The 12,089-nt window shown below is 63.1% G+C and carries 8 protein-coding genes; 5 read left to right on the forward strand and 3 right to left on the reverse strand.

Annotation, left to right across the window (positions count from 1 at the left end; all coding sequences use genetic code 11):
• The first annotated feature begins 24 nt into the window (after nt 1-24).
• A complete protein-coding gene (cobM, locus tag A9971_RS04655) occupies nt 25-771 on the forward strand; it encodes a precorrin-4 C(11)-methyltransferase (protein ID WP_019094335.1) in 747 nt (248 codons plus the stop codon).
• A gap of 202 nt (nt 772-973) precedes the next feature.
• Here cobM and nfuA read toward each other — a convergent pair whose 3' ends face one another.
• Nucleotides 974-1,558 carry a Fe-S biogenesis protein NfuA gene (nfuA, locus tag A9971_RS04660; protein ID WP_183001485.1) on the reverse strand — a complete coding sequence of 195 codons (585 nt, stop codon included), beginning with the start codon at nt 1,556-1,558 and terminating at the stop codon, nt 974-976.
• A gap of 142 nt (nt 1,559-1,700) precedes the next feature.
• On the reverse strand, nt 1,701-3,992 hold the full coding sequence (locus A9971_RS04665; protein WP_053152490.1) for a fatty acid cis/trans isomerase: 2,292 nt from the start codon (nt 3,990-3,992) through the stop codon (nt 1,701-1,703).
• A 154-nt stretch (nt 3,993-4,146) separates the two neighbouring features.
• Between A9971_RS04665 and metH the strand changes: the two genes are divergently transcribed.
• Both metH and A9971_RS04675 read left to right on the forward strand, forming a co-directional pair.
• Nucleotides 4,147-7,857, forward strand: a complete 3,711-nt coding sequence (metH, locus tag A9971_RS04670; protein ID WP_053152492.1) for a methionine synthase — start codon at nt 4,147-4,149, stop codon at nt 7,855-7,857.
• Nucleotides 7,858-7,996: 139 nt separating this feature from the next.
• On the forward strand, nt 7,997-8,218 hold the full coding sequence (locus A9971_RS04675; protein ID WP_015636084.1) for a DUF2970 domain-containing protein: 222 nt from the start codon (nt 7,997-7,999) through the stop codon (nt 8,216-8,218).
• Between the two features lie 7 nt (nt 8,219-8,225).
• On the opposite strand, the gene A9971_RS04680 is transcribed toward A9971_RS04675, so the two are convergent.
• Nucleotides 8,226-9,311 carry an ABC transporter substrate-binding protein gene (locus A9971_RS04680; RefSeq protein ID WP_011061940.1) on the reverse strand — a complete coding sequence of 362 codons (1,086 nt, stop codon included), beginning with the start codon at nt 9,309-9,311 and terminating at the stop codon, nt 8,226-8,228.
• A 596-nt stretch (nt 9,312-9,907) separates the two neighbouring features.
• Here A9971_RS04680 and A9971_RS04685 point away from each other — a divergent pair.
• Entirely contained in the window at nt 9,908-11,566 is a 1,659-nt protein-coding gene (locus A9971_RS04685; RefSeq protein WP_011061941.1) for a nitrite/sulfite reductase, read from the forward strand.
• Complete coding sequence (locus A9971_RS04690; RefSeq protein WP_011061942.1) at nt 11,550-12,044, forward strand: DUF934 domain-containing protein; 495 nt, start codon at nt 11,550-11,552, stop codon at nt 12,042-12,044. The genes A9971_RS04685 and A9971_RS04690 overlap by 17 nt, the downstream gene beginning before the upstream one ends.
• Nucleotides 12,045-12,089 lie beyond the last annotated feature (45 nt).

Below are 12,089 nucleotides of genomic sequence, written 5' to 3' on the forward strand. Positions count from 1 at the left end.
GACCTTTTTTCACAGGACACAGCCATGACTGTCTATTTCATCGGCGCCGGCCCCGGCGACCCGGAACTGATCACCGTCAAGGGCCAGCGCCTGATCCATCGTTGCCCGGTGATCATCTACGCCGGCTCCCTGGTCCCCCAGGCAGTGCTCGACGGGCACCGCGCGGAGCGGGTGATCAATAGCGCCGAACTGCACCTGGAGCAGATCATCGAGGCCATCAAGCAGGCCCATGCCCGGGGCCAGGACGTGGCCCGGGTGCATTCCGGCGACCCGAGCCTGTATGGCGCCATCGGCGAGCAGATCCGCTGCCTGCGGGAGCTGGGCATCCCCTTCGAGATCATCCCCGGGGTCACCGCCACCGCCGCCTGCGCTGCCCTGCTGGGGGCCGAACTGACCCTGCCGGACGTCTCCCAAAGCGTGATTCTTACCCGCTACGCGGACAAGACCGCGATGCCTGCCGGCGAGGATTTCGCCAGCCTGGCGGCCCACGGCGCCACCATGGCCATCCACCTGGGGGTCAATCACCTATCGAAGATCGTTGCCGAGTTGCTGCCCCACTACGGCGCAGACTGCCCGATTGCAGTGGTGCACCGCGCCACCTGGCCGGATCAGGACTGGGCCCTGGGAACCCTGGCGGACATCGTCGATCAGGTGGCGGCCAAGGGTTTTCGGCGCACGGCACTGATCCTGGTGGGCCGGGTGCTGGCCACGGATGCATTCAGCGAATCGTCGCTGTACCGCGCCGGGCACGCACACCTCTACCGCCCTTGACACACACCCTGTGTAGGAGCTGGCTTGCCAGCGAAGGCGATCTTGGCATCGTGCAAGGCTTGAGGGCCCATTCGCCGGCAAGCCGGCTCCTACGAGGTGGGAGTTCCTATGTTGCCGCGCTGGACGCTTTGTAGGAGCTGGCTTGGGGGCATAAAAAAACGGCGCTCACGGGGCGCCGTTTTTTCAAGTCGCAGCGAACGCCTTAGTAGTAGGCGTTTTCTTTCTGCGTGTGGTCGGTGACGTCACGTACGCCCTTGAGCTCCGGAATGCGCTCGAGCAGGGTGCGCTCGATGCCTTCCTTCAAGGTCACGTCGGCCTGGCCGCAGCCCTGGCAACCGCCGCCGAACTGCAACACGGCAATGCCGTCCTCGACCACGTCAATCAGGCTGACCTGGCCGCCGTGGCTGGCCAGCCCCGGGTTGATCTCGGTTTGCAGGTAGTAGTTGATGCGCTCGTTGACCGGGCTGTCGGCATTGACCATCGGCACCTTGGCGTGGGGCGCCTTGATGGTCAGCTGGCCGCCCATGCGGTCGGTGGCGTAGTCGACCACCGCATCATCGAGGAAACCTTCGCTGAAGGCGTCGATGTAGGCGGTGAAGCTTTTCAGGCCCAGGGCCTTGTCTTCGGGTTTCTCTTCGCCCGGCTTGCAATAGGCGATGCAGGTCTCGGCGTACTGAGTCCCTGGCTGGGTGATGAAGATGCGGATGCCAATCCCCGGGGTGTTCTGCTTGGATAGCAGATCAGCCAGATAATCGTGGGCGGCGTCGGTAATGGTTATGGCGCTCATGGTGGTTCCTCGCAGACGTGGGCGCAGTTTACGCCAATCCAAGCCGCTGACAAAGTCCTAGTATTTTTGTCGGGATAGACTTTGGTATAGAGCGTCCCCGGGCCGCGCCAAGGCGCAGTCCGGGGGCGATGACAGCTCTATGTCAGAGGTTTTCGTAACGGTTCATGTCCAGGACCCCGGCTTCCACCGGGTCGGTTTCCTGCAGGTAGCGGGTCTGGTCATGGAAGTACTGCCAGAACTGCGGATGGCTGCGGCGGATGCCCCAGCGCTCGACGATCTTCTCGAAGCTGGCGGCGTCCCGGGCCGCCTGCATGGCGTCGACGAACTCCGGCACTTGCCCGGCCGGTACGTTGAACATGAAGTTCGGATAGCTGCTGAGAATCCCCGGGAATATGGTCAGGGTGTCCAGCCCCGGCTGGTAGCGCAGCGACTCGCCGAGCATGAAGGCCACGTTACTGTGGGCGCGGTTGCGCAGCATGCTGTAGAACTCGCGCTTGCCGCTGGCGGTCTGGACACGCAGCAGGGTCGCTTCCGGCAACTGTTCGATGACCTTGAGGCCCGCCGCCGGGCGCGATGCCAGGCGGCTCAGGGCCTGCTCGGCATCCTGCAGCGCCGGGTCGATGTTCGGGCGTGAGCAGTAGGCGCTGTCACAGCGGTTGATCGGATCCGGCTTGGCGTTGAGGTCGCCATAGCGGGCCAGCAACTGGTTGGCGAAGTCCTTTTTCGGGTCCTTGAGGTCGAGCTTCAGCGCGCTGCGCTTGTCGTCGTCGATGGACTCGTAATCCAGCCACATCTTGAACTTGCCGCTGTTCTGGTACCAATCGTCGAGGAAATCCTCGCGGGTGCCGGCGGGCATCAGGCGCAGGAAGTTCTGCTCCGCGCCATTGCGGATCAGGTCGAAGTACAACCGGGTCTGGGCCTGGTGGGAGACGTTGCCGAACACGTCGAAGTTCACCGCCAATTGATAGTAGGTGCGCTCCAGCAGCGGGTAGTCGAACAGCCACATCGTCTGTGGCACTTCGCCGATCAGGCCCTTGGTCACCGAGGCGCTGTCGAAGTGGCGGAAGATGCTCAGCAGCGCGTTGTCGTTGCCGGCCCACAGGGTCGACCAGCTGGGCGCCGGCGAATCGGCATAGGAATCGCGGCGCAGGGCCTCGTACTCGTTGCGCTTGTCGCGATAGGCCAGCCACAGGCTGAGCACGCTGCCGACGTCGTCGTTCTGCCCGGGCATGGCCAGCAACGGCGTGGCCTGGCCGCGATAGGCCGGGTCGGTGATGTACAGGTCATGTTCGGGGGCCTGGAACAGCGCCCAGAAGTTGTCGCGAATCACGTCGGTGGCGATCTGCCCGCGGCACACCGGGCCACGGATAAAGGTGCGCACGAAGTATTCGGCGTTATCCAGCATGAACTGGTAGCGGGCCTTGGCCGGAATCGCCTCGAAGGTCTCGAACGGGTTGGCCCGGCGCGCCGGCCCGTAGCCCGGCAGGGCCGTGACCTGCCAGTCGCCGCTGTAGAACAGGGTCTTGACCCGGGCCATCTTCGCCGCGCTCAGCGGGTAGGTGATATGGGTCTTGTGCACGATCACCCCTTGCACCGGCCACAGGCGGTAGTACACCTGGGTGCCCGGGTCGTCGTTGGGGCGACGGGTGTTGATCAGGTCGATGGGCTGGCCACTGGGGGTACGGGAACGCACCCACTGGAAGAAATGCCCCGGCTCGCCGCCTTCAAAATAGAGATGGGCGAGGAACAAGTGTTCATAGAGCCAGCGCGCCACCAGGCTCTCCCGGGCGCCAGGGGCGTTGAGCAGGTTTTCCCACTGAGCCACTTGCAGGCTTTCCCGGGCACTGGGGGCCAGGCCTTGCTCGTCGATGGGCGCGCCCGAGGCCAGCCAGCGTTGCAGGGTCAGGTATTGCTGATCGGTCAGGCCGGTGACCGCCAGGGGCATGCCTTCCTTGGGGTGAGCCCCGGCATAGGCGTCGAACTCCGCCGGCTGCGGGCACATGTTCTCGCGGCTCAGGCCCAGGGCGATCTCGCTGGGCAACTTGGCGTTGGGTTGCAGCGGGGTGCGATGGCCCAGTTCCAGCATGCGCGCCATCAGCGCCGCCTGGCTGCCCTGGGCGTCAAGCACCGAATAGAAGCCCTTCTGCTGCCAGGCACGCTGGCCAGTGGCGTCATAGAACAGCCGCGTAGGCGCTTGGGCCTTGCTGCGCTCGCCGTCGTACACCGGAATCTTCGAAGCACCGCGGCTGGCCCCTTCGCCACTGCCCAGGTTGAGCTGACAGGCGGAGTCGTAACAGGCATGACAGGCCACGCATTTCTCGGTAAAGATCGGCTGGATGTCGCGGGTATAGGAAATCGCCGGCGCCGGACCTTGTGCCAGGCACACTGAACTCAGAAGCAGCAGCGCGCTGCTGACGATAAAACGAAACGGCATGTCCCTGGTCCCGAAAGAAAAAAACGCCGCGATTCTACCGGTCTCACTCCTCGACCAACATGAGCGATATTCATGCAAAAACCACGCATGCCGCAAAACCATGCAGGTTTGCTATGATCGCCGCCCTTCGTAATGGCCTTACCAGGTAGTTCTCATGTCCGATCGCAGTGCTCGCCTCCACGCCCTCCAGCAAGCCCTCAAAGAGCGCATTCTGATTCTCGATGGCGGCATGGGCACCATGATCCAGAGCTACAAGCTCGAAGAACATGACTACCGTGGCAAGCGCTTCGCCGACTGGCCCAGCGACGTCAAGGGCAACAACGACCTGTTGGTGATCACCCGTCCGGACGTGATCGGTGGCATCGAAAAAGCCTATCTGGATGCCGGCGCCGACATCCTGGAAACCAACACCTTCAACGCCACGCGCATTTCCATGGCCGATTACGGCATGGAAGAACTGGCCTACGAATTAAACGTAGAGGGCGCACGCCTGGCGCGCAAGATCGCCGACGCCAAGACCCAGGAGACCCCGGACAAGCCACGTTTCGTCGCCGGCGTCCTGGGACCGACCAGCCGTACCTGCTCGCTGTCGCCCGACGTCAACAACCCCGGCTACCGCAACGTCACCTTCGATGAACTGGTGGAAAACTACACCGAGGCCACCAAGGGCCTGATCGAAGGCGGTGCCGACCTGATCCTGATCGAGACCATCTTCGACACCTTGAACGCCAAGGCGGCGATCTTCGCCGTACAGGGCGTGTTCGAAGAACTGGGCGTCGAGCTGCCGATCATGATTTCCGGGACCATCACCGATGCCTCCGGTCGTACCCTGTCGGGCCAGACCACCGAGGCCTTCTGGAACTCCGTGGCCCACGCCAAGCCGATCTCGGTGGGCCTGAACTGCGCCCTGGGCGCCAGCGAACTGCGCCCGTACCTGGAAGAGCTGTCGAACAAGGCCAGCACCCACGTCTCGGCGCACCCCAATGCCGGCCTGCCCAACGAATTCGGCGAATACGACGAACTGCCGGAACAAACCGCCAAGGTCATCGAGGAATTCGCCCAGAGCGGCTTCCTGAATATCGTCGGCGGCTGCTGCGGCACCACCCCGGGGCATATCGGCGCCATCGCCAAAGCCGTGGCCGGTTATGCCCCGCGACAGATCCCGGACATTCCCAAGGCCTGCCGCCTGTCGGGCCTGGAGCCCTTCACCATCGATCGCAGCTCGCTGTTCGTGAACGTCGGTGAACGCACCAACATCACCGGCTCGGCCAAGTTCGCCCGGCTGATCCGCGAGGACAACTACACCGAGGCCCTGGAAGTCGCCCTGCAGCAGGTGGAAGCCGGCGCCCAGGTGATCGACATCAACATGGATGAAGGGATGCTGGATTCGAAGAAGGCCATGGTGACCTTCCTCAATCTGATCGCCGGCGAGCCGGACATCTCCCGCGTACCGATCATGATCGACTCCTCCAAGTGGGAAGTGATCGAAGCCGGCCTCAAGTGCATCCAGGGCAAGGGCATCGTCAACTCCATCAGCATGAAGGAAGGCGTCGAGCAGTTCATTCACCACGCCAAACTGTGCAAGCGCTACGGCGCCGCCGTGGTGGTAATGGCCTTCGACGAGGTCGGCCAGGCCGACACCGAGGCGCGCAAGAAGGAAATCTGCAAGCGCTCCTACGACATCCTGGTCAATGAAGTGGGCTTCCCGCCGGAAGACATCATCTTCGACCCGAACATCTTCGCCGTAGCCACCGGCATCGAGGAACACAACAACTACGCCGTTGATTTCATCAACGCCTGCGCCTATATCCGCGACGAGCTGCCCTATGCCCTGAGCTCCGGCGGTGTGTCCAACGTGTCGTTCTCGTTCCGCGGCAACAACCCGGTGCGTGAAGCGATCCACTCGGTGTTCCTGCTGTACGCGATCCGCAACGGCCTGACCATGGGCATCGTCAACGCCGGCCAGCTGGAGATCTACGACCAGATTCCGCAACAGCTGCGCGACGCCGTGGAAGACGTGGTGCTCAACCGCACGCCCAACGGCACCGACGCGCTGCTGGCCATCGCCGACCAGTTCAAGGGCGACGGTAGCGTCAAGGAAGCGGAAACCGAGGAATGGCGCGGCTGGGAAGTCAACAAGCGCCTGGAACACGCGCTGGTCAAGGGCATCACCACCCATATCGTCGAAGACACCGAAGAGTCGCGCCAGAGCTTCAGCCGCCCGATCGAGGTGATCGAAGGCCCGCTGATGTCCGGCATGAACGTGGTCGGCGACCTGTTCGGCGCCGGCAAGATGTTCCTGCCCCAGGTGGTTAAATCCGCCCGGGTAATGAAACAGGCGGTGGCCCACCTGATTCCCTTCATCGAGCTGGAAAAAGGCGACAAGCCGGAAGCCAAGGGCAAGATCCTCATGGCCACGGTCAAGGGCGACGTGCACGACATCGGCAAGAACATCGTCGGCGTGGTCCTGGGCTGCAACGGCTACGACATCGTCGACCTCGGGGTGATGGTGCCGGCGGAGAAGATCCTCCAGGTGGCCAAGGAGCAGAAGTGCGACATCATCGGCCTGTCCGGGCTGATCACCCCGTCCCTGGACGAGATGGTCCACGTCGCCCGCGAGATGCAGCGCCAGGATTTCCACCTGCCGCTGATGATCGGTGGCGCCACCACCTCCAAGGCCCACACCGCGGTGAAGATCGAGCCTAAATACAGCAATGACGCGGTGGTCTACGTCACCGACGCCTCCCGCGCGGTGGGCGTGGCCACCCAATTGCTGTCCAAGGAACTCAAGGCCGGCTTCGTGCAGAAGACCCGCGAGGAATACGTGGAAGTGCGCGAGCGCACCGCCAACCGCAGCGCCCGCACCGAGCGCCTGAGCTACCCGGCGGCCATCGCCAAGAAGCCGCAGTTCGACTGGAGCAGCTACCAGCCGGTCAAACCGACCTTCACCGGCGCCCGGGTGCTGGACAACATCGACCTCAAGGTGCTGGCCGAATACATCGACTGGACGCCGTTCTTCATCTCCTGGGACCTGGCCGGCAAGTTCCCGCGCATCCTCGAAGACGAAGTGGTGGGCGAAGCTGCCACCGCGCTGTACAAAGACGCCCGGGAGATGCTCGACAAGCTGATCAACGAAAAGCTGATCAGCGCCCGCGCCGTGTTCGGTTTCTGGCCGGCCAACCAGGTGCAGGACGACGACCTGGAAGTCTACGGCGATGACGGCCAGCCCCTGGCGCGCCTGCACCACCTGCGTCAGCAGATCATCAAGACCGATGGCAAGCCGAACTTCTCCCTGGCCGACTTCGTCGCGCCCAAGGACAGCGGCGTCACCGACTACGTCGGCGGCTTCATCACCACCGCCGGAATCGGCGCCGAAGAAGTGGCCAAGGCCTACCAGGATGCCGGCGACGACTACAACTCGATCATGGTCAAGGCCCTGGCCGACCGCCTGGCCGAAGCCTGCGCCGAGTGGCTGCACCAGCAGGTGCGCAAGGAGTACTGGGGTTATGCCAAGGACGAACAACTGGACAACGAGGCGCTGATCAAGGAGCAGTACAGCGGCATCCGCCCTGCCCCGGGCTACCCGGCCTGCCCGGACCACACCGAGAAGAGCACCCTGTTCGCCCTGCTTGACCCCGAGGCCAGCGAAGGCCGTGCCGGCCGTAGCGGCGTGTTCCTTACCGAGCATTTCGCCATGTTCCCGGCGGCCGCCGTCAGCGGCTGGTACTTCGCTCACCCGCAGGCGCAGTACTTCGCCGTGGGCAAGGTCGACCAGGACCAGGTCCAGAGCTACACCGAGCGCAAGGGCCAGGACCTGGCCGTGAGCGAACGCTGGCTGGCACCGAACCTGGGCTACGACAACTGACCCAGACGCGGTAGGAGCCGGCTTGCCGGCGAAGGCGGTCCCCGGGGCCTCTTCGCTGGCAAGCCCATTCCTGCAACCGCCCGCCACCCCGGGCGGCATTGTCTATGCTCTGTTGACACCCAATCGTGTCGAGGGATTTATGGACGATCCAAGCAAGGACAATCAGCCTCCGACCTTCCTGCAGATGCTGCAAAGCGTGCTGGCCGCCGCCTTCGGCGTACAGAGCGGGAAGAACCGCGCCCGCGACTTCAGCCACGGCAAGCCCAGCCACTTCATCGTGCTGGGCATTCTGTTCACCACCCTGTTTGTTCTGGTGCTGCTGGGCATCGCCAACCTGGCGATGCACCTGGCGGGGGTCTGAAGCGGCGTCAGCGCAGCAACAGCTGCAAACCGAAGGGATAGCGGTAGCTGTCCGGCTTGCCTTGGGCGGACAGCCCGCGAAAATCGACCCTGGTGCCCACCTGATCCCCCAGGCGCAACAACTGCCGGGCCTGGGCCGGGGTCAATGCCTGGAACAGCGACAGCTGCCAATCCGGCCCGCCCAGGCGCCGGGCGTCCAGCCCCAGGGCATCATCGTGCAACGCCACCAGGGCCCAGCCCCCCAGGGTGAAGTGCCCCGCCTCCAGCACCGACAACTTGCCGTCGATCAGGGCCTGCAAGGCCTCGGGCGAACTGTTGACTCCACTGAACAGCAGATCCGTTCCCGGCTTGCGGCCCAGTTCCCGGGCCGCTTGCATGGCCCCCAGGGCCATTTCGTCATTGGCCGACCAGACCAGTTGGGTTTTCGGATAGCGCTTGAGCAACTGTTGCGCCTGGCGGTAGGCGCGCTCCCGGTTCCATTCGCCATAGACCAACTGACGCAAATGCACCTGCGGATGTTCGGCCAGGGCCCGGCGCAAGCCGCGCTCGCGCAACTGCGCCGCAGGTGTGACCTTGAGCCCGGAAAATGCAAGCAGTTCGATGCCGTGCCCTGCCGGGACCGGCCCAAGCTTGTGCAGCAGCTCCTTGAGCATGCGGTAGCCGGCTTCCTCATCGTCGCCCACCATGCTGCCGATCCAGTCCGAATAGTTCTGCCGGCTCTGCCCGATCAGTTCCCGCTGGTCCAGGGTCAAAGGGCTGTTGACGATAAACAGCTTGATCCCGGAACCCTGGGACAGACGCAGGATCTGCGGAGCCACGTACTGTTCGTTCACCAGCATCAGGTAATCGGGTTTGTCGCGGCCCTGGAACAGCTCCCGGGCCTGCTGCAGAGTGTTCTGCGGATCGCGCTCAGCATAGAGGATGCGCAGGTCAAGCCCCAGGTCCCGGGCCGCGGCCTGCATGAACTGCGAATAACTGACCCAGAAGGTCTCCGTGGAATTGCCGGGATTGAGAAACACCACCGATGTGGCATGAGCGACCGCCCAGAACGGCAGACTCAGGCACAACAGCCACTTGCACAGACGCTTGAACATTACGAGAAGAGCCCCAGAATTTCGCCCAGGCAGTATAACTGGCAAAGTGCTGGCCAACGGCGGCAAATTGTCATGATTGTCCGACAATTCAGGCTCTTTTTTATCGCTCGACTACTGGTGACTGACCCAGAACACGGCCGTACCCACGACCAGTATGATCAGAAAGAGAATGGCCCAAGCATCAACGCTACTGTCACTTTTCCTTACTTTGGTTGGATGGCTCATAGCATCGCCTCTAGTAGATTTTGTCGGTGACTGCTCAAAGACTCGTCCACAGTTAAGACCAGGATTGCCCCTACCACAAATGGGGTTACTCTCACGCCCCTACCGTTAGTCGTTTTGGTTCTGTGCATATACTCAAACATCACTTTTGCGCATAACCGCAAACTGGTATCGTTCGGCGGCTCCGTTGGGAGTGCGCGGCCGTGCGCGCAGATTTGCTTACATGGGTGGCGTGAAGCGTGAACGAAGGCAAGACGAGGTGAGACCGGCGAAAACCGCGCTGGACGCCAGTCCGAGCAGCGTACCGAAGCCGTTCACCGCAGTATTTGCCAAGTGCGCTTGAGCGCCGCCTGTAGCCTGAGAACTGGACCTATATGTACGTATACGACGAGTACGATCAGCGGATCATCGAGGACCGCGTCAAGCAGTTCCGTGATCAGACCCGACGCTATCTGGCAGGCGAGCTGAGCGAAGAAGAATTCCGCCCCCTGCGCCTGCAGAATGGCCTTTATATCCAACGTTTTGCCCCGATGCTGCGGGTCGCCGTGCCTTACGGCCAACTGACCTCGCGCCAAGCGCGGATGATGGCCAAGATTGCCCGCGACTACGACAAGGGCTACGCGCACATCAGTACCCGGCAGAACGTGCAGTTCAACTGGCCGGCCCTGGAAGACATCCCGGACATCCTCGCCGAACTGGCCACCGTGCAGATGCACGCGATCCAGACCAGCGGCAACTGCCTGCGCAACGTCACCACCGACCAGTTCGCCGGTGTTGCCGCCGACGAGCTGATCGACCCGCGCCCCTGGTGCGAGATCGTCCGCCAGTGGACCACCTTCCACCCGGAATTTGCCTACCTGCCGCGCAAGTTCAAGATCGCCATCAACGGCTCGACCTCTGACCGCGCGGCCATCGAAGTCCATGACATCGGCCTTGAGCCTGTGTACAACGCCGCCGGTGAGCTGGGTTTCCGCGTGCTGGTGGGTGGCGGCCTGGGCCGTACCCCGGTGGTCGGTGCCTTCATCAACGAGTTCCTGCCCTGGCAGGACCTGCTGAGCTACCTCGACGCCATCCTGCGGGTCTACAACCGCTACGGCCGGCGTGACAACAAGTACAAGGCGCGGATCAAGATCCTGGTCAAGGCCCTGACCCCTGAAGTGTTCGCCGAGAAGGTCGAGGCCGAGATGGCCCACCTGCGTGGCGGCCAGACCACCCTGACCGATGCCGAAGTGCATCGCGTGGCCAAGCACTTCGTCGACCCGGACTACAAGACCCTGAGCAACCAAGACGCCGAACTGGCCGCCCTGGACCAGCAGCACCCGGGCTTTGCCCGCTGGCGCACGCGCAACACCCTGGCCCACAAGAAGCCGGGCTACGTGGCCGTGACCCTGTCGCTCAAGCCCACCGGCGTAGCGCCGGGAGACGTTACCGACAAGCAGTTCGACGCCATCGCCGACCTGGCCGACCGTTACAGTTTCGGCCAGCTGCGCACCTCCCACGAGCAGAACATCATTCTCGCCGACGTCGAGCAGAGCCAACTGTTCACCCTGTGGGGCGAGTTGCGGGAGAACGGCTTCGCCACGCCGAACATCGGCCTCTTGACCGACATCATCTGCTGCCCGGGCGGCGACTTCTGCTCCCTGGCCAACGCCAAGTCGATCCCGATCGCCGAATCCATCCAGCGCCGTTTCGACGACCTGGACTACCTGTTCGACATCGGCGAACTGGACCTGAACATCTCCGGTTGCATGAACGCCTGCGGCCACCACCACGTGGGCCACATCGGCATCCTCGGGGTGGACAAGAAAGGCGAGGAGTTCTACCAGGTGTCCCTGGGTGGCAGCGCCAGCCGCGACGCCAGCCTGGGCAAGATCCTCGGCCCGTCCTTCGCCCAGGACGACATGCCCGACGTGATCTCGAAGCTGATCGACGTGTACGTGGAACAACGTACCGAAGACGAACGCTTCATCGACACCTATCAACGTATTGGCATCGACCTCTTCAAGGAGCGCGTCTATGCAGCGAATCATTAAGAACAACGAGGTCATCGACGAAACCTGGCACCTGCTGCCCAAGGACGCGACCCTCGACGGCATTTCCAACTGCGACGACCTGATCGTGCCACTGGCCCTGTGGCGCGAGCATGCTCACGCCCTCAAGGCCCGCGATGGCGGCCTGGGTGTATGGCTGGATGCGGACGAAGAAGCCGAGGAAATCGGTGACGACGTCGAGCAGTTCCAGGTGATTGCCCTGAACTTCCCGGCCTTCACCGATGGCCGCAACTACTCCAACGCCCGCCTGCTGCGTGACCGCTACGGCTACAAGGGCGAGTTGCGAGCGATTGGCGACGTGTTGCGCGACCAGCTGTTCTACCTGCACCGCTGCGGCTTCGACGCCTATGCACTGCGGGCCGACAAGGACCCCTACGAAGCCTTGGAAAGCCTCAAGGACTTCTCGGTGACCTACCAGGCCGCCACCGACGAACCGCTGCCGCTGTTCCGTCGCCGCTAAGCCCTGGCGCCAACAAAAAGCCCTGAACCGGGAAACCGGTTCAGG

It is taken from the genome of Pseudomonas sp. UME65 (assembly GCF_014170225.1).
Classification (GTDB): Bacteria; Pseudomonadota; Gammaproteobacteria; order Pseudomonadales; family Pseudomonadaceae; genus Aquipseudomonas; species Aquipseudomonas protegens.

Coding starts and splice junctions, on each gene's coding strand:
- cobM (WP_019094335.1), top strand. CDS start 25: ATGACTGTCTATTTCATCGGCGCCGGCCCCGGCGACCCGGAACTGATC.
- nfuA (WP_183001485.1), bottom strand. CDS start 1,558: ATGAGCGCCATAACCATTACCGACGCCGCCCACGATTATCTGGCTGAT.
- A9971_RS04665 (WP_053152490.1), bottom strand. CDS start 3,992: ATGCCGTTTCGTTTTATCGTCAGCAGCGCGCTGCTGCTTCTGAGTTCA.
- metH (WP_053152492.1), top strand. CDS start 4,147: ATGTCCGATCGCAGTGCTCGCCTCCACGCCCTCCAGCAAGCCCTCAAA.
- A9971_RS04675 (WP_015636084.1), top strand. CDS start 7,997: ATGGACGATCCAAGCAAGGACAATCAGCCTCCGACCTTCCTGCAGATG.
- A9971_RS04680 (WP_011061940.1), bottom strand. CDS start 9,311: ATGTTCAAGCGTCTGTGCAAGTGGCTGTTGTGCCTGAGTCTGCCGTTC.
- A9971_RS04685 (WP_011061941.1), top strand. CDS start 9,908: ATGTACGTATACGACGAGTACGATCAGCGGATCATCGAGGACCGCGTC.
- A9971_RS04690 (WP_011061942.1), top strand. CDS start 11,550: ATGCAGCGAATCATTAAGAACAACGAGGTCATCGACGAAACCTGGCAC.